The organism is Salinimonas marina (assembly GCF_015644725.1).
Lineage (GTDB): Bacteria > Pseudomonadota > Gammaproteobacteria > Enterobacterales > Alteromonadaceae > Alteromonas.
In genome coordinates this window covers 270,804-287,569 of record NZ_CP064795.1, presented here as the reverse complement: position 1 = coordinate 287,569, position 16,766 = coordinate 270,804, and the positions used below count along the sequence as shown (strand labels likewise).

The 16,766-nt window shown below is 51.8% G+C and carries 15 protein-coding genes and 1 pseudogene; 6 read left to right on the top strand and 10 right to left on the bottom strand.

Features of this window, described 5'->3' with window-relative positions; translation table 11 throughout:
- Window positions 1-308: 308 nt before the first annotated feature.
- Window positions 309-2,369, top strand: coding sequence for a M13 family metallopeptidase (locus IT774_RS01255; RefSeq protein WP_195811000.1), 2,061 nt, complete (start codon window positions 309-311; stop codon window positions 2,367-2,369).
- 122 nt (window positions 2,370-2,491) lie between these two features.
- Here IT774_RS01255 and IT774_RS01250 read toward each other — a convergent pair whose 3' ends face one another.
- The 8 genes from IT774_RS01250 to IT774_RS17130 all read right to left on the bottom strand — a co-directional run bounded on the left by IT774_RS01250 (window position 2,492) and on the right by IT774_RS17130 (window position 8,849).
- Window positions 2,492-2,959: an ACT domain-containing protein gene (locus IT774_RS01250; RefSeq protein ID WP_218958937.1), complete on the bottom strand. Its 468-nt coding sequence runs from the start codon at window positions 2,957-2,959 to the stop codon at window positions 2,492-2,494.
- Window positions 2,952-4,331 carry an ATP-dependent RNA helicase DbpA gene (gene dbpA / locus IT774_RS01245; RefSeq protein ID WP_195810999.1) on the bottom strand — a complete coding sequence of 460 codons (1,380 nt, stop codon included), beginning with the start codon at window positions 4,329-4,331 and terminating at the stop codon, window positions 2,952-2,954. The genes IT774_RS01250 and dbpA overlap by 8 nt, the downstream gene beginning before the upstream one ends.
- Window positions 4,328-5,899 (bottom strand): substrate-binding periplasmic protein, encoded by a 1,572-nt coding sequence (locus tag IT774_RS01240; protein ID WP_195810998.1) that lies wholly within the window; start codon window positions 5,897-5,899, stop codon window positions 4,328-4,330. The genes dbpA and IT774_RS01240 overlap by 4 nt, the downstream gene beginning before the upstream one ends.
- Window positions 5,900-5,904: 5 nt before the next feature.
- On the bottom strand, window positions 5,905-6,945 hold the full coding sequence (pyrC, locus tag IT774_RS01235; RefSeq protein ID WP_195810997.1) for a dihydroorotase: 1,041 nt from the start codon (window positions 6,943-6,945) through the stop codon (window positions 5,905-5,907).
- Window positions 6,946-7,037: 92 nt separating this feature from the next.
- Entirely contained in the window at window positions 7,038-7,601 is a 564-nt protein-coding gene (locus IT774_RS01230) for a PhnA domain-containing protein (RefSeq protein ID WP_195810996.1), read from the bottom strand.
- A 41-nt stretch (window positions 7,602-7,642) separates the two neighbouring features.
- On the bottom strand, window positions 7,643-8,188 hold the full coding sequence (locus tag IT774_RS01225) for a lipocalin family protein (RefSeq protein WP_195810995.1): 546 nt from the start codon (window positions 8,186-8,188) through the stop codon (window positions 7,643-7,645).
- Window positions 8,185-8,499, bottom strand: coding sequence for a cupin domain-containing protein (locus IT774_RS17135; RefSeq protein ID WP_232365069.1), 315 nt, complete (start codon window positions 8,497-8,499; stop codon window positions 8,185-8,187). The genes IT774_RS01225 and IT774_RS17135 overlap by 4 nt, the downstream gene beginning before the upstream one ends.
- Window positions 8,500-8,534: 35 nt before the next feature.
- Window positions 8,535-8,849, bottom strand: a complete 315-nt coding sequence (locus tag IT774_RS17130) for a cupin domain-containing protein (RefSeq protein ID WP_232365068.1) — start codon at window positions 8,847-8,849, stop codon at window positions 8,535-8,537.
- A 208-nt stretch (window positions 8,850-9,057) separates the two neighbouring features.
- On the opposite strand from IT774_RS17130, the gene gloA2 reads away from it, so the two are divergent.
- Complete coding sequence (gloA2, locus tag IT774_RS01215; RefSeq protein ID WP_195810994.1) at window positions 9,058-9,450, top strand: SMU1112c/YaeR family gloxylase I-like metalloprotein; 393 nt, start codon at window positions 9,058-9,060, stop codon at window positions 9,448-9,450.
- A gap of 60 nt (window positions 9,451-9,510) precedes the next feature.
- On the opposite strand, the gene IT774_RS01210 is transcribed toward gloA2, so the two are convergent.
- Window positions 9,511-10,785, bottom strand: coding sequence for an MFS transporter (locus IT774_RS01210; protein WP_195810993.1), 1,275 nt, complete (start codon window positions 10,783-10,785; stop codon window positions 9,511-9,513).
- 261 nt (window positions 10,786-11,046) lie between these two features.
- Here IT774_RS01210 and IT774_RS01205 point away from each other — a divergent pair.
- Both IT774_RS01205 and IT774_RS01200 read left to right on the top strand, forming a co-directional pair.
- Window positions 11,047-12,995: pseudogene (locus IT774_RS01205) on the top strand (alpha-amylase family protein).
- Window positions 12,996-13,286: 291 nt separating this feature from the next.
- Window positions 13,287-13,496 (top strand): hypothetical protein, encoded by a 210-nt coding sequence (locus tag IT774_RS01200; protein WP_195810992.1) that lies wholly within the window; start codon window positions 13,287-13,289, stop codon window positions 13,494-13,496.
- Window positions 13,497-13,516: 20 nt separating this feature from the next.
- Here the strand turns inward: IT774_RS01200 and folE are convergent, their stop codons facing one another.
- The gene (gene folE / locus IT774_RS01195) at window positions 13,517-14,203 is read right to left on the bottom strand and encodes a GTP cyclohydrolase I FolE (RefSeq protein ID WP_195810991.1); all 687 of its coding nucleotides are present in this window, start codon (window positions 14,201-14,203) and stop codon (window positions 13,517-13,519) included.
- Window positions 14,204-14,727: 524 nt separating this feature from the next.
- Between folE and IT774_RS01190 the strand changes: the two genes are divergently transcribed.
- Together IT774_RS01190 and IT774_RS01185 are read left to right on the top strand one after the other, a co-directional pair.
- Complete coding sequence (locus tag IT774_RS01190; RefSeq protein WP_195810990.1) at window positions 14,728-15,789, top strand: agmatine deiminase family protein; 1,062 nt, start codon at window positions 14,728-14,730, stop codon at window positions 15,787-15,789.
- On the top strand, window positions 15,776-16,669 hold the full coding sequence (locus tag IT774_RS01185) for a carbon-nitrogen hydrolase (protein WP_195810989.1): 894 nt from the start codon (window positions 15,776-15,778) through the stop codon (window positions 16,667-16,669). Before IT774_RS01190 ends, IT774_RS01185 begins: the two co-directional genes overlap by 14 nt.
- The last annotated feature ends 97 nt before the right edge of the window (window positions 16,670-16,766 follow it).

The following is a 16,766-nucleotide window of genomic DNA, read 5'->3' as shown; positions in this document are numbered from 1 at the left end:
CCTGGCTGCACAATATCGCAGCGTTTGCGGCTACCGGTGATGTTTTATGGGTGTTATTCCCTGCCCTTCACGCCGGCCATCGGTAACCTTCATGATAACACTGAAAATAGGGGTTTCCCCATCCTGCCTGGGGACATTGCGGCGATTTTATCGGTAGTCCCTGATATTCGCCAGTGGGTGGCAATTAAGATGTTACAACTTGTGTTTTTTTGCCACATAAAGATGATTTTTATAGCCGACCCGTGCTACTAAATAAAACGCATATTTTTTCACAACAGTTTTACACGACAGTTGAAACAGGAATAACAATGAAAAAAACCATTCTGAGTTTATCGGTGCTGATGGCGCTGACCGCTTGTGGCCCTACACCTCAAAACTCTCAACCGGCGCAGGAAGCCAGCCAGCAAGAACAACAACAGTTAACCTCTGGGGTCATCAAAGAAAACATGAACACCTCGGTGGATCCAGGCGATGACTTTTACCAGTACGTCAATGGTGCCTGGCTGGATAAAGTTGAAATTCCCGCCGATAAATCTTCCTACGGTAGCTTCCAGATTTTGCGGGATGCAGCTCAGGACGATGTGATTGAAATCATCAAAGCGTCTGCCGAAGGCGAGTTTGCCAAAGGCACCAACGAACAGAAAGTGGGTGATTTCTATAAAAGCTATATGGACACCGAAACCCGTAATAAACTGGGTTTATCGCCGTTGCAGGCAGATTTGCAGACCATTGAAAACATTGACTCTTATCAGGCCTTAACCAAATATTTTGCCTACGCCAATAAATACAATTTAGGCGCGCCATTTGTGCTTGGTCAGTATGCGGATTTTAAAGCGCCTGACACGTACATGATTTATGCCTACCAAAGCGGGCTGGGCCTGCCAGACCGGGAATACTACTTTAACGATGATGAAAAGTCGGTGGAGCTGCGAGCAGCCTACCAGACTCATATCGCGAACATGCTGAAGCTGGCGAACATTGAAGACAGCGAGCAAAAAGCCGAGTCTATCATGGCGCTGGAAACCGCGATGGCCAAGCTGCACATGAAAAAAGAGCAAACCCGCGATTGGGCTGCCAACTATGACAAGGTGCCACTGGACAAACTGGATACCGTCATGAGCGAGTTTGACTGGGAGTTGTTTATGTCAGAGCTTCAGCTCAGCGATTTAGACGGGCTGGTGGTGATGCAAAATGACTATCTGGGGCAGCTGGACTCACTGATTACCGAAACAGATTTGCAAACCTGGCAGACCTACCTGAAATGGCATTTGCTGCATGCCAATGCGACCCGCCTGAGCACCGATTTTGACGAAGAAAATTTTGCGTTTTATGGAAAAAAACTAAGCGGTGTTGAAGAGCAGCGACCACAATGGCGCCGTGCGGTTGGCTTGCTAAATGGCACGGTAGGTGAAGTGATCGGTAAGGTTTATGTGGAAAAACACTTCCCGCCTGCGGCCAAAGCACGCATGGAAGAGCTGGTGGATAATCTGCTGGCCGCTTATAAAGACAGCATCACTAAGCTGGACTGGATGACCGATGACACCCGCAAAGAAGCCTTGGACAAACTGTCTAAATTTACCGTCAAGATTGGTTATCCTGATCAATGGAAAGACTATTCAGCCTTAACGGTTGAACCGGATGATCTGGTCGGTAACCTGCGCCGTTCCGCAGAGGTGGCTTATCAGGAAATGCTGGAAAAACAAGGTGGTCCGGTATGGGATCATGAATGGGGCATGACACCACAAACGGTCAATGCCTATTACAGCCCGGCCATGAATGAAATTGTGTTCCCCGCCGCCATTTTACAACCGCCGTTTTTCAATATGGAAGCCGAAGATGCGGTCAACTATGGGGGCATCGGGGCGGTCATTGGCCACGAAATTGGTCATGGTTTTGATGACTCCGGCGCCACCTTTGACGGTGATGGTGCGTTGCGTAACTGGTGGACCGACACCGATAAGCAAGAGTTTGAAAACCGTACCAACATGCTGGTGGAGCAATACAACAGCTTTGAAGCTTTGCCAGGTCTGAATGTTAATGGTGAATTTACGCTGGGCGAAAACATCGGTGACTTAGGCGGCATCAGCATTGCGTTAAAAGCCTATGAAATGTCACTGGGCGACAAACCCGCTCCGAAAATGGATGGGTTTACGGGTCAGCAGCGGGTCTTTATTGGCTATGCTCAGGTATGGGCCAGCAAATACCGTGAAGAAGCCTTGCGCACCCAGGTACAGACCGACCCCCACTCACCTGCCGAGTTCAGAGCCAATGGTGCAGTGCGAAATGTACCGGCGTTTTACAGCGCGTTTAATGTTACCGAAGAAGACGAGCTGTACTTACCTCCGCAACAACGTGTGAAAATCTGGTAGTTGCCATACTGGCTTACCGCACAATGCCGGTGGAACAGCCGGCATGAGTTAAACCAAAAAGGGCCTTGAAGGCCCTTTTTTATATGCTGCTATACCGTTTACGGCAGTAACAGTTAAGCAGCTTAGTCTTGACCCTGGCCAGTATCTTTACCTGCGCCCAGGCGGGACAGAACCTCACAGGCTCGGTTCGCGTCCCGGGCAGCGACAAACAGATGGTCGTGATAAAAACCGGCCACCACATTGGCACTGATATTGTGGTGGGTAAGCGCCTGGGCCATCGCAGCAGTCAACCCCACTGCTTCCAGACTGGAATGTACCTGACAGGTAATACAGGCAAACGGCCCGGCCATATCGGTCACCTGCGAGGCCAGCTGTCTGCTTTGTTTTTCCGCCTGACGTACAATCAGGGTAATGCCTTCTGATTCGCGAAACATTCCCTGAATGCGGTCGGGTGAGATGGCCTCAAGCTGCGCTTGCGTCACCAGGCAATACCAGTAATCAGCAGCCATTACCGTTGGCGATAAGCCCGCCAACAACGCTAATATTTCAGTCTCACCTTTGCTTGCCCGTCCGGGGTTTGAATTAGCCAAGTTTTCTCGCCCTCACTTTTTTGCCTTTAATGCGCCCTTCACGAAACTGACGCATAGCGCGTTTTACACTGCGCTGCTTTACCGCTACATAACTGACCTGGCTCTGTACGGTTATTTTTCCAATATCGGTGCCTTCTATACCGGCCTCCTGGGTCAGCGAACCCAAAAAGTCGGTAGGTCGGAGTTTTTGCTTTTTACCGGCGCCCACGGCAATACACTGGAATTCCGGGGTTTTGATTCGGTTGGCATGAAATCGCAGACTCTGGCCCCCTTTACGCGGCAATGCGGTATCCAGTAATGCTTCAATCCGCCCCAGCGCCGGCTCCTCGGCTTCACTGCACAGCGTGTACGCTGCGCCTTTGGCGCCCGCCCGGCCGGTGCGGCCAATGCGATGAATATGCACTTCGGCCTCTTCGCTGACCGCAAAATTGATAACACAGTCAATATCTTTCACATCCAAACCACGGGCCGCGACATCGGTAGCCACCAGCACCTGCAGGCTGTCACTGGCAAACTGAACCAGCACTTCATTACGCTGTGGCTGGGTCATTTCCCCCTGCAGGGGTTGGGTGGTAAACCCCGCATCTTCCAGCATCTCATGCACCTGGGTTACCTGTTCCCGCCGGTTACAAAATACCACGGCTTTGGCAGGCTGGTATTCTGACAGCACCCCCTTTAATACCTGCATGCGATTCGTATCGTCAACCCGAAAAACCAATTGCTCGATATCCGGCTTTTGCAGGTCCTCGCTCACCTGACGATGCTCCACCGGGTCGGTTAAATAGCGTTGTGCTTCCTTATCTACCTGTTCGGTATAGGTTGCGGAGAAAAACAGGGTTTGCACCTTTTTCGGGGTCAGTGAGAACAGCCGGGCCAGATCATCGGCAAAGCCCATATCCAGCATCCGATCAGCTTCATCCAGCACCCGGACTTTAACATGGGCCAGCGATAAGGTACGACGACTTACATGGTCTACCAGACGTCCGGGCGTGCCTACTACCACTGAGGCGCCGTGTTTGAGGGACTGTATTTGGGGACCCATCGGCTCACCACCACACAAGGTCAGTACTTTGAGATTGGCCATTTGCCGGCCCACCAGCCGAATTTGCTCGCCCACCTGGGCGGCCAGTTCCCGGGTGGGGCACAGTACCAGCAGTTGTGTACGAAAGTCGGTTACATCAATCTGACTTAACCCGGCCACCGCAAAGGCCACGGTTTTACCTGAGCCGGTGCTGGCCTGAACCAACACATCACGGCCCGCCAGTGTGTCTGGCAGAGTGACCGACTGCACCTGGGTCATAGTCTGAAAGCCGGCAGAAGAAAGTGCGCCCGCAATATTGTCGGAAAGGTTGAGAGTATTAAATTGAGTCATTCGGTGTCCTTAGACGGCCATAAATTTACCACTCCCTGCTCCATGTGCACCGGCACATTATGCAGCAGAGTCATTTGTTTGCGCCAGCGCGCCGCATGCTGTTGAAATTCTTCAGATTGTTTCACCTGCCTGGCCGCCTGTGTCAGGCGGGCCACTAACGCCGGATCGCTGTTGTTTTTTGATAAAGCAATGTAAGTGGTGACGATGGTAGCAGGCACTTTCAACTGCAGGCGATTGCACAGGTCACTGTTGGTTTTACACAGCACTGCCAGCCTTGGCCTGGAGCTGTATACATAGTCTGCCTGTTGGTCGATAACAGCCTGTACTGCTTCTTCCCAGCTGCTGTAGGTACGCACCGCAATGCCCAGCTCGCGCAATGCCGCGGCTCTGAAATCGCCTTCTCTCACCGCTACCAGGGCTTGCTTAGGCACCTTGTTTAATTCAGGTATCACGGGAGTGTGGCTACTGGCCAAGCCAAATAAGGCGTGTTGGGTACGGGTTACCGGAGTTATCCAGTGATACTGTTCCTCACGTTGTGGGGTCCGGGCCATGGCCACCGTCATCACATTCGGCTTAAATTGCATTTCCCGCAAAATACGTGGCCATGGTGTCAGTAAGATCGGCGCCTCCACCCCGGCATGCTGCAGTATCTGGCGCACCAACTCGACAGTATACCCCGAAAGCTGTTTATTGCCCTGACTTTGTACAAAATAAGGCAGCTGATCAGCCAACACCCATAAGTTAGGCATACCCTGTACGGGTATCTGCACATTTCCCAGGGTCAGCAGCTTATCGCTGATGACGCTGGTGACGCCATGTTGCGCAAACGCAACTTTTGCCCGGTACATCAGCTGCTGGTAGGCCGGGCTCTCCTTGTAGTCCTGCGCGGCCTGTTTTAGTACCGGCAGCAATGCAGCATTTTTCGGTACCTTAGCCATGGCCAGATACAGATAATAGGAAGGCAGTTGCGCCACCGGCACCAATTCTTCGCACGCCAGCTGGTGCTGCTGGCATTGACTGGACAGGCCGGCGGGTGAATACAATACACTTTGAACACGGCCTTTAAGCACTGCCGAGACCGCCTGTTTCCAGTTATTCAGTTCAACCACCGATGCTGGATTCAGGCTACGGGCTCGCCGGGCACGAAAGTCATTTCGCACCACCGCAATATTGTCAAAATCTTTTGTGCTGCCAGGGGCCGTGCTGGTCAGTATGCTATTTTTAAGGGCATACAATACCACCTGATTTTCAAGCACCGGTGTGATCCAGTAAAACGCGTCTTCACGTTCGGGCGTCCGGGCTATCAGCCCTGATAGTGCCAGCGCTTTATGCTGGGTATCGCGCAGCGTCCGGGCGCCGGGCTGGTTAATCAGACGGTGCTCAAAGCCAGCCGTGCTAATTATCCCCTGCACTAATTCTACTGCGAACCCTGGATTATCCGGCGATCCTGAAGCGTCACTGAGCACCGGCGTCGGGCTGGTGTAAATAGTCAGTGTTTTGGCCGCCACCGGCTGCCCGTACGCTGCGAGCCACAGCACACAGAGTACCGACAACCAACGTGTATTCATGGTGGTTACAAACTCGCTTCCAGTTTCCAGTTAAGGGTTTGTCCTGCATAAAACGGGACCATATCGGTGCCATCGGCCAGGGTAATTTGTTCAGGCACCTGCCAGGCTGACCTGACCAGGGTGATGGTACCGCTGTTGCGTGGTAAACCATAAAAATCAGCGCCATACTCACTGGCAAAGCCTTCCAGTTTAGTCACATCGCCAAGCTGCTCAAACACTTCTGCATATAGCTCAATGGCGCTCCAGGCGCTGTAGCACCCGGCACAACCACAGGCATTTTCTTTTTTGTGACGGGCATGAGGCGCCGAGTCAGTACCCAGAAAAAACTTACGGGAGCCGCTGGCCACCACATCTCGCAACGCTTGCTGATGGGTATTACGTTTTAATACCGGCAAACAATAATTATGGGGCCGCACGCCACCCACCAGCAAATCATTGCGATTCAGCAACAGGTGCTGCGGCGTAATGGTAGCGCCGACAAAGTCGCTGGCCTGACTGACAAATTGCACCGCCTCGGAGGTGGTGATGTGTTCAAACACCACTTTAAGCTCGGGAAAAGCCGCCACAATAGGCGCCAGGTGGGTTTCGATAAACACTTTTTCGCGGTCAAAAATATCAATGTGGTTATCGGTGACTTCGCCATGGATCAGAAGGGGCATGCCTGCCTTTTGCATGGCTTCAAAAACCGGATACAAGGCTTCAATGCCGGTCACTGCCGCATCTGAATTGGTGGTGGCTCCAGCAGGATACAATTTGCAGGCTGTAACGCCGGCGGCGTGGGCATCGGCAATATCCTGCGCGGTGGTCTGATTGGTCAGATACAGGGTCATCAGGGGCGTAAACTGACTGTTAGCAGGCCGGGCGGCTTCAATACGCTGTCGGTAGGCGGTGGCCTGCTGGGCATTGACTACCGGGGGCACCAGATTCGGCATCACAATGGCGCGGGCGAAACAACGCGCGGTAGCCGGCACGGTTTCGGCCAGTAATTCATTATCACGAAAATGCAGATGCCAGTCATCAGGGGTGCGCAGAGTAATAGATTGCATAACAAAGCCTTAATACCACAAAAGAAGTGTGGCGATATTATGCCCGAATTTTTCACTTCCCGCACCCGCCCACCTGTGCTGCCAACGGGTTTTCAGGCTTTTTTTGTATAGGCCGCGATAATTACAATCCGGGTGCCATTAACGCGTCCTTCAATATGCGCCGTATTATCACTCAGGCTGATATTGCGTACCGCGGTACCGCGTTTAGCCGTAAAGCTAACGCCTTTCACATTCAAATCTTTAATAAGATGAACCGTATCGCCTGCGCTTAACGCCATGCCGTTGCTGTCCAGGGTAGGCTCACTATTGGTGGTGGCCTCACTGGCCTGAGCCCATTGCTGCATTTCATCGTCCAGGTACATCATTTCCAGCAAATCCTGGGCCCAGCTTTCGGCATTCAGGGTCTTAAGCATACGCCAGGCTACAACCTGTACCGCGGGTACGGGCGACCAGATAGCATCATTGAGACAACGCCAGTGATTAGCATCGGGCGCGGCTTCACCGGTCAACTGAGTTGCGCAGGTTTCACACACCAAAATGGTGCTGTCAAACCCCTGTACCGGTGAATGGGGTACCGCGTATAGTCCTAGTGACGCTTCGCTTTTGCACAGTTCGCAGCGTTGCTGGGCCCGTTCACGTATTTGTTGTTCGCTCACAGCCTGTTGTTCCTCAAAATCATTAAAGCCCGCAGTATACCTTATTTAGCGGTATCCGCAGACTGGCTGTTGCTGTGATCGACAAAAATTAAGTTATCGGTGTTGTAGCCCAACTCTGCGGCATGAGCGATAAGCTGTTGTTGCGTCTTTGGCGGTAATGAGGGCTGACGGGCCAGCACCCACAGATAGTCTTTGTCCGGGCCGGTGACCAGCGCCCACTGGTAGTCTTGGTCCAGGCGGGTGACGACATAACTGGCATAAAAAGGCCCGAAGAAAGACACTTTCAGCCAGCCTGTTTGCCGGTCCTGCACAAAGTAGGCTTTGCCCTCGGCTTCATCCCACTGATCTTCTTCGGCATTGTAGCCCCGATTGATCACTGCAATACCGCCATCCTCGCGCTCGCGATAGGTGGCAGTAACCTCGCTCAGCCCTTCTTCAAAGCTATGATCCAGACGGGCGATTTCATACCAGGTGCCCAGATAGCGCTCTGCCTCAAAGTCGGTAACAGGTTCGACATTATCAGGTTTGGAGGCCGAACAGCCGATCAATAAACACAAAGAACTTATTAGCAAAGAGATAAATTTCATACCGACTCCGTAGGTAAATGACCGGTTTTGAGCAGCACCCGGACCGGGCCCTCTCTGACTGTGAACTCACAGCGGGTAAGCCCGGGCCGCCGTAACCAGGTTTGGGCACTCAGCGTATGCTGGTCGAGCTCCAGGCTGCCCTCGATAATAAACATTTCCAGCCCGCCCTGTGGGATCACCGGACGCCACAGCTGCCCGGCTTCAAGCCAGATCAGCTGGGTGATTTCGCCATTGAACTGATGCAAGGGTAAGAGTTTTTGCCCGGCAGTATTGCCTTGCTGCCAGCCGGCACGCTGGGTATCAATTCGCACACTTTGTATATCACCGGGCTGAAAATAACACAGCTTCACCAGTAGCTCGCAACCCGGCTTCGACCAGGGGCATGCTCTGTGCCGGCAGGGTTTCGCAAATAACACCCTGGCCCGTAGTCGCCAGACTCATCACTAAAGACCCCTTCCAGCACCAGGATCTCTTCGCCATCAGGATGCTGATGAGTGTTAAATGACGCCCCCGCATCATAACGTACTACGGAGGTGGCCCGGCCCGACTCGGCCTGTTGGCGCTCAAGCTTTTTACGCCACACTTTCGCCGCGGGAGAGGCTTCCCACTGTTGTCCGGCTGTGGCGATGGTCACCGGCAGGCTGTAATCCTGATTCAGCATGATAATAGCTTCCCAGAGAATGAAATGAACCGCACATGATATACACAAATTTTAGCGTAATATCATTGCGGTAGCATACGCAAAATGGTCTGTTTCAGACCAGCCCCCCCGACGCCTGGAATGACCTGTTAGAGTTTGGCGACAGATGTGCTGCTCAGCAATTTTTGCTATGTTGCGGTGATAATTCAGATTTTACGAAAACAACAGTATGTTAGACGGCATTCACCATGTAGCAATCATTTGCAGTAACTATTCGTTTTCCAAAGCATTTTATACCCAAACTCTGGGCCTGCGGGTAATTGATGAGAATTATCGCGAAGCCAGACGGTCGTATAAATGCGATCTGGCCCTGCCGGATGGCTCTCAGGTTGAACTGTTTTCATTTGAGGATGCGCCAGCGCGGCCCAGCCGTCCCGAAGCACAGGGATTGCGCCATTTGGCTTTTAAAGTCTCCGATTTGGATGCCGCAATCAGGAAGTTGCAGGACGCCGGCGTGGAGGTGGAGCCGATTCGCACCGACCCATACACCGACAAACGGTTTACCTTTTTTGCCGATCCTGACGATTTACCCCTGGAGTTGTACGAGACCGGGACTGCCTGAGCGGTCCCCTGCCCGGTTAACCCCGAGAAGGCATGAGATAGCACACCATTGGCTATCCGGTTATGACTGCGAGGGAGCCCCATAGTCGCTGGCCTCAATGGTGCTGAGACGTTTGCTGGTGGGGTCATAAAGATAATTATATAACAGCCCCAGAAACAGGATGGTGGCAAACCCCATGGCCACCATAAAGCCATATTTTGCATCCCCGCCCATGGCATCACTGACCAGCCCCATTACCAGGGGCCCGAACGCGGCGCCGGCAGCAGTAAAAAATAATATAACTCCGGCGACACTGCCATGCTGGTGACGCTCAAAACAGCTGATGCCCTTTGAATTAAAGGTGGGATAAATTACCGACATAAAAATACCGGTCAACGGGAATAGAAAAAGTGCCACCTGTTTGCCCCCGGCCAGACCGACCCCAAAACAAAGCACAATAGCCCCTGAAAATAACATCAGTACCAGCGCCCAGTTCAACCGTGCCATCATCCAGATCCCTACAAACCGGCCCAGGGCCCGTAAAATGAAAAAGGCGGTAACCGAGTAGATGGCTAACTGGCGGGCGGCGCCGTCGGTATAGCAGTCATAGGTTGCCTTCACCGTGGTGGCATCACACACCAGGTAGCTTGGCATCCATACATAAATAGCGCTTTCGGCCGCGACATACAAAAAGGCGCCCAGCGAGAATCCCAGTGCATAAGGATTTTTAACAAGTTTCAGGCTTTTAAGCAGTGATACTTTGTCAGTGCTCGCGGTAACCGGCTTACGATTCTCAGGATATTTCACAAACGCCGCAATGATGATCAGTAAGGTACACATGCCACCGGCAATCACATATAAGTATTGCCATGCCACCCCCTGGTGGATCAGCCAGGCCACCAGTAACGGCCCGATAATCGCTCCTACCCCAAAAAACGCCTCGGCGCCATTCATGGTGGCCGTATGTTGTTTGGTGGAAGAACAAATATCCCCGATCAGCGCCAGGGCCCCGGTTTTAAAAACCCCTACGGCAATGCCCGACAAGCTCATTAACGCCACGATAAACACAAAATCGTTCGCCAGCAAAAAGCTGTAGCAGGCCAGACCAAATAGCCCCAACCCCAGAATAATAGTGGGTTTTCGTCCCAGCTTGTCGGCCAGAAAGCCTAATAATAACCCGGACAATGCAATGCCCAGCATCGGCAACGAATGCATCAGACTGGCCTGAGCATTGGTTACGTCAAAGGCAACTTTGACCTCTTTGATAATTTCACCCACCGAGTCTGATGTCATAGCAAACATCATAAACATCAGATAGGTGAGCCAGCGAATAAGAGTTCCCTGAGATTGCTGCATGGTACATTGCCTCTTAGCTACAAAGCCCGGCTTTCAGGTTGGTCAGCCGCTAAGCCTTGTGAATGATTACCGCTCGGGGCGGGCCCTGAAATACCCGCGTTACGTCGCAGACATTTCATTTGAAGTTTTAACTTAATCGTTTAAGATAAGTTACCAAGAGTCGCGAATTGTGTAAACAATTATGTGAATAATTTGTAACATCGCCAGTTACTGCCATGTTGTGAGTGTCAGAATAAGGCGGTTTTTTTAAGGAGAAATCCGATGAATCATGCTGCTGACAGCACCCGCTGTCTTGAACGAATTCTGGCATCTGATGCACTGCATGGGCTCAGCCCGACCGATTCCAGCACCTTCACCACCAGGCTACAGACCCACTTCGACACCCTATTTAGTCATTACTTACAGGTGTACGGCCATCAGTACGATTGTTACTTTCATTTGCAACAGCTGATTAAAAATCTTGCCGACGGATTTGCCGCGCGTGATAGCCGTTTACGCGAACAAGATGCCCATAGTCTGGCTAACCCACTTTGGTATCGTAGTGAACAGGAAGCGGGGATGGCGTGCTACGTCGATTTAATGGGCCCCACCCTGGCTGACTTACATCACAAAATTCCATACTTCAAAGCCCTGGGGATCACCTATCTGCACCTGATGCCGCTATACGAAGCCCCTGCGGGGACAGTGATGGTGGCTATGCCGTATCTGACTATCGTAAGGTGAATCCCCAGCTGGGCACCATGGCCGAGCTTAAAAGCTTAGCGGAGGCGTTACAACAGGCGGGCATCCGGCTGGTTCTGGATTTTGTGTTTAACCATACCTCAGATGAACACACCTGGGCTAAGGCGGCGCTGGCCGGCGATGCGTATTATCAAAACTTCTATTATTTATTTGATGATCATGGGCAGGTTGAGCAATACGAAACTACATTACGGGAAATATTTCCGCAGGTACGCCGGGGCAGTTTTACCTTCAACGAAACCTTGCAAAAGTGGGTATGGACCACCTTTAACAGCTTTCAATGGGATTTGAATTACAGTAACCCGGCGGTGTTTAACGCCATTACGGCCGAAATGCTGTTCCTGGCGAATATTGGTTGTTCGGCATTGCGGTTGGATGCCCTGGCATTTATCTGGAAAGAACTGGGCACCGATTGTGAAAATCAACCGCTGGCCCACACGCTGATCAAAGCGTTTAATGCCTGTCTGCAAATTGCGGCCCCCGCAGTGGTGTTTAAGTCTGAGGCCATTGTGCATCCGGATGAGGTGGTAAAATACATCGACAAAAAAGAATGCCAGTTATCGTACAATCCTTTACTGATGGCGCTTTTGTGGAACAGCCTGGCCACCCGCAAAACCAAACTGCTGACCCGCTCGATGAAAAAAAGTTTTGCCATCGCACCGGACACCAGCTGGATCAATTACATTCGGTGTCATGATGATATTGGCTGGACCTTTGACGATGCGATTGCGCAGCAGGCCGGCATCAATCCCCATGATCATCGTTATTTTCTGAATCAGTTTTTTACCGGTCGCTTCGAAGGCTCTTTTGCCAGCGGGGTGCCTTTTGCGGAAAATCCTTCTACCGGCGATTGCCGGGTATGCGGTACGCTGGCCTCATTGTGCGGATTGGAACGGGGGCTGGCCGCTCGTGATCAGCAACAGATAGACACCGCTTTGGCGCGCATTCAATTACTCTATGGTATTGCCTTTAGTATTGGCGGTATCCCCTTGCTGTACTCCAGTGACGAGCTGGGGTTATTAAACGATCATTCTTATCGCAACGATAAGACCCGCTGGCATGATGATCGCTGGGTGCACAGGGTGGCCATTACCGACCAACAAATCAGTCTGGCTCTGGGCGAACGCGCGCCGGACAATCTCACCGAGCAAAGCCAGCAAAATGTATTTGCCATGCTTCAACAAATGCTGGCTATTCGCAAAGCGCATCCGGTGTTTGGTGATGCCCGCACCCAAATTCTCGACACCTATAATGACCATACATTTGCCGGTTTGCGAGTCAGTGACGACGGCCAGAAGCTGATGATCATTGCCAACTTTAGCGAGCAGGCCCAAATCATCAATGGCGATATTCTTACGGTGGCTCAGCATGCGCCGGCCAAAGATTTACTGAGTAAAGCGGTGCTAAGTGGTAATGAGCCGGAAATAAACCTGCGGGGGTATCAGTTGCAGTGGTGGCTGTTCAGCTAGGTAGAAATTAACCAATGCGCCTGTGTTTTTTTCACAGGCGTGCCCAATCTTTCAGGTTAACCTTTCAAAATAAGGTCACCTGCGTGTAAGCCGACGAATTTTTCCAGCAAACCTGAATACATTGGCTATAGTCTATATACGCTGTGTATGACTGTTTGTCAGGTGGGAACAGGACTTTCCCGATGCATTTGTTCTGAGGTCACCAATATATTTATCACCAACTGCTACCGGGTTGGTCTGAAAATTGTTTGTACTTTGGAACTCAATTGCATGAAAAAGCCGGAAAAAGAAATGGGAACCTCAACAGAACACGAATATCTGTGTCCGCATTGCGGGGCTGAAAACAGTCTTTCGGACTATGAAATCCGTAATATGTACAGCCCTCAGATAGCCCATTGTGATAACTGCAAATGCAAGCTGGAAATTGTACCGGCCGATGGTATTGGCGACAACATTAATCTGGTGGTTTCAGAGGCAGGCGAAGAAGCGCTAAGTCGCTAGCACCTCTTCAGGTAACCTGTTCAGACGTTGAAAAATTCCCGGCGCAGGTTGGAGTCACTGTTGAACTGACCGCCTAAGGCACTGGTACGGGTGAATGAATTCGTATCGCGAATCCCCCGTGCTTTCACACAATAATGGGTGGCATTGATGCTTACCGCGACATCTTCGGTGCCGGTGAGAGCCTGAATAGCGACCATTACCTGTTGGGTTAACCGTTCCTGCACTTGCGGGCGCTGGGCAAAAAAGCCGACCAGACGGTTAATTTTTGACAATCCCAATACAGTATCTTTGGGAATGTATGCCACCGTAGCAGTCCCGTCGATAGTGATAAAATGATGCTCACAGGTGCTGGTCAGATTGATATCGCTTACCTGCACCGGCTGATCCAGCTTCATTTTATTTTCAATCTGGGTGATTTTAGGAAATTTGGCATAATCCAGACCGCCAAAAATTTCATTCACATACATCTTGGCAATACGTTCCGGGGTATCAGCCAGGCTATCATCACTTCGGTCCAGCCCTAAAGTATCCATGATGTCAGCCATTGCGCCAGCAATACGGGTGCGCTTGTCTTCATCAGACAACCGGTTTTCCACCATGGGCGTTTCCAGGCCTTTGTCGACCAGAGCCTGGCGTACTATTCGGGCTTCTTCAGAGATGGCAGCTTCCAGTGCATCGCACACAACCACCGCGTCTTTCGCTAACATGCTTTTATCCAATTCAACAACTTAGGTAGAGTTTACGCTGACCCGGTCCGGACTTTGATGGCAAATAGCAGGAGCACTCTCCTTGCACGCCAAATCAAAAATCCCCTGTCGCGCCTATCGAAACAATGCGATTTTAAAACACCACCGGCTGGTAACGGTTGCAACCAGCGGCCAATAAAACCTGACGGGCTCCCCCGTCGGCGGCGTAATTATAACATAATGACGGACAAAATCTGCACTGAAAATCTTCCGCCATGACCGCAAGCTATGGGCATTCAGCACTCGCCTGCAGGATAATTGTTAAGCCTGCGGATGGCCCGCGTTTCCCGGCAGACCACTTAGGGCATTTATGCCAAGGCTGTCCAGCAAGCTTTACAAGCAACCACCCGCCCACCTTCTTATCTAACCGGATGCGATACTTAATCGCCGTGGCCAGCAATAAATTATTTATCAATCCTTTTTAGTCCGCCTGACAGGGCTGCTATCATACGCATTGATTTTTTCGACACTATGGACACTGCCTAATGACAACAGGTTCAATTCTTTTCCCCGAATGGGTGGACGCCGACGCGGTGATACTGGCGTGGCCCCATGAGCACACCGACTGGGCCCCCTGGCTGCAAACCGTGCGCGACACTTACTGCACAATTATTGAGCGTATTAATGAAACCGGGGCCGGGGTGATTCTGTTGTGTCCGTCGAATCTGGTAAGCGAGGTTCAGAGCCAGCTTCCTGAACACGCCCGGGTGCTGATTATACCGGCCTCCTACAATGACACCTGGGTCCGTGATTATGGCTTTTTAACCTGTAATAGTGCAAACGGCCCGCGCCCGCTGGAGTTTGCGTTTAATGGCTGGGGTGAAAAATTTAACGCCGATGAGGACAATCGGGTTAATCGCCGCTATCTGGCTGAGCTGTGTCGTCAGCCTTTGACCAGTATCGACTGGGTGGCCGAAGGTGGTGCGCTGGAGATTGATGAGCATGGTCATTTATTATCCACCGCGCAATGTCTGCTGAATCCAAAGCGTAACGGCCAGATGCCCCTGGAGAAGTATCAGCAGGGCTTTAAAGAAGCATTGGGCGCCACCCGGGTGACCATCTTAGAACATGGTCATTTACAGGGTGATGACACCGATGGCCATATCGATACGCTGGTGCGCTTTACCCCCCAGCAGGCTGTGGTAATACAGGCTTGTGATAACCGCCCCCAAGATACGCATTTTGAGAGTCTGACGGCATTGTGCGCAGAGCTGGCACAACGTCTGCCCGAGCATCCTCAGTATCGGTTGCCGCTACCTGAGATGTACAACCAGGACAATGAGCGCTTGCCCGCCTCCTACGCAAACTTTCTGATTTGTAATCAACATATTCTGGCGCCGGTGTATAATCAGCCCGAAGATGCTGAGGCCCTGACCGTGCTGCGTCGTGCTTACCCACAATACACGGTCACCGGTATTGATTGCTCGGCCCTGGTTCAGCAATTCGGCAGCCTGCATTGCATTTCCATGCAGGTGCCACAACATACCCTCAAAGCCCAGGTAATTTCTCAACTTCAAACAGGAGTGTTTGTCTATGCCGGCGAATAATTTAAAAATAGGTTTGGTTCAACAGTCTGTGGCTGATAATGACAAAGCCACAAACTGGCAGCGTAGCGCTGATAAAATTGCCCAGCTGGCGGCGGACGGTTGTGAGTGTATTTTGTTGCAGGAGCTTCACAGCACCTTGTATTTTTGCCAGCAGGAAGACACCGATGCTTTCGATCTGGCTGAGCCTATCCCCGGCGCCGCCACCGAATTTTTTGGTGAACTGGCTGAAAAATATCAGGTGGTGTTGATCACCTCTTTGTTCGAAAAACGAGGCTCCGGGCTTTATCACAATACCGCGGTGGTGTTTGACCGCAGTCGCGAAATTGCCGGCAAATACCGTAAGATGCATATTCCTGATGATCCGGGTTTTTACGAAAAGTTTTATTTCACTCCCGGCGATATGGGTTTTGAGCCCATTGAAACCAGTGTGGGTAAACTAGGGGTACTGGTGTGCTGGGATCAGTGGTATCCCGAAGCGGCCCGCCTGATGGCCATGCGCGGAGCGGATATTCTGTTTTATCCCACTGCCATTGGGTGGGATAAAACCGATTCGGAGGATGAACAGCAGCGTCAGTTCGGGGCCTGGCAGACAATCCAGCGGGCCCACGCGGTAGCCAATTCGGTGCCGGTGGTGGTGGCCAACCGGACCGGCTTTGAAGCATCGCCGGTAGAAAATGACCCGGGTATTCAATTCTGGGGCCAAAGCTTTATCGCCGGTCCTCAGGGTGAAATTCTGGCCCAGGCCAGCGCCGATGAAGACGAAGTGTTGATGGTCGATGTGGACATGGCCCGTACCGAACAGGTAAAACGGATTTGGCCGTATTTTCGTGATCGCCGGATTGACGCCTACGGCGAGCTCACCAAGCGCTGGCGCGACTAGCGTCCGCGCTAGTGTACCCGGTTCCCGTTCTCACACAGCGGTACCGGTTATAACGCAGCGGTACCTGATTTAGCGCAGCGGGCGCCTAAAACCGCGC

Excerpts from the sequence above, each read along its gene's own strand:
- IT774_RS01190 (WP_195810990.1), top strand. The coding sequence starts at position 14,728 with ATGACAACAGGTTCAATTCTTTTCCCCGAATGGGTGGACGCCGACGCG.
- IT774_RS01255 (WP_195811000.1), top strand. The coding sequence starts at position 309 with ATGAAAAAAACCATTCTGAGTTTATCGGTGCTGATGGCGCTGACCGCT.
- folE (WP_195810991.1), bottom strand. The coding sequence starts at position 14,203 with ATGTTAGCGAAAGACGCGGTGGTTGTGTGCGATGCACTGGAAGCTGCC.
- IT774_RS17130 (WP_232365068.1), bottom strand. The coding sequence starts at position 8,849 with ATGCTGAATCAGGATTACAGCCTGCCGGTGACCATCGCCACAGCCGGA.
- IT774_RS01225 (WP_195810995.1), bottom strand. The coding sequence starts at position 8,188 with ATGAAATTTATCTCTTTGCTAATAAGTTCTTTGTGTTTATTGATCGGC.
- IT774_RS01200 (WP_195810992.1), top strand. The coding sequence starts at position 13,287 with ATGGGAACCTCAACAGAACACGAATATCTGTGTCCGCATTGCGGGGCT.
- gloA2 (WP_195810994.1), top strand. The coding sequence starts at position 9,058 with ATGTTAGACGGCATTCACCATGTAGCAATCATTTGCAGTAACTATTCG.
- IT774_RS01210 (WP_195810993.1), bottom strand. The coding sequence starts at position 10,785 with ATGCAGCAATCTCAGGGAACTCTTATTCGCTGGCTCACCTATCTGATG.
- dbpA (WP_195810999.1), bottom strand. The coding sequence starts at position 4,331 with ATGACTCAATTTAATACTCTCAACCTTTCCGACAATATTGCGGGCGCA.
- IT774_RS01185 (WP_195810989.1), top strand. The coding sequence starts at position 15,776 with ATGCCGGCGAATAATTTAAAAATAGGTTTGGTTCAACAGTCTGTGGCT.
- pyrC (WP_195810997.1), bottom strand. The coding sequence starts at position 6,945 with ATGCAATCTATTACTCTGCGCACCCCTGATGACTGGCATCTGCATTTT.
- IT774_RS01240 (WP_195810998.1), bottom strand. The coding sequence starts at position 5,899 with ATGAATACACGTTGGTTGTCGGTACTCTGTGTGCTGTGGCTCGCAGCG.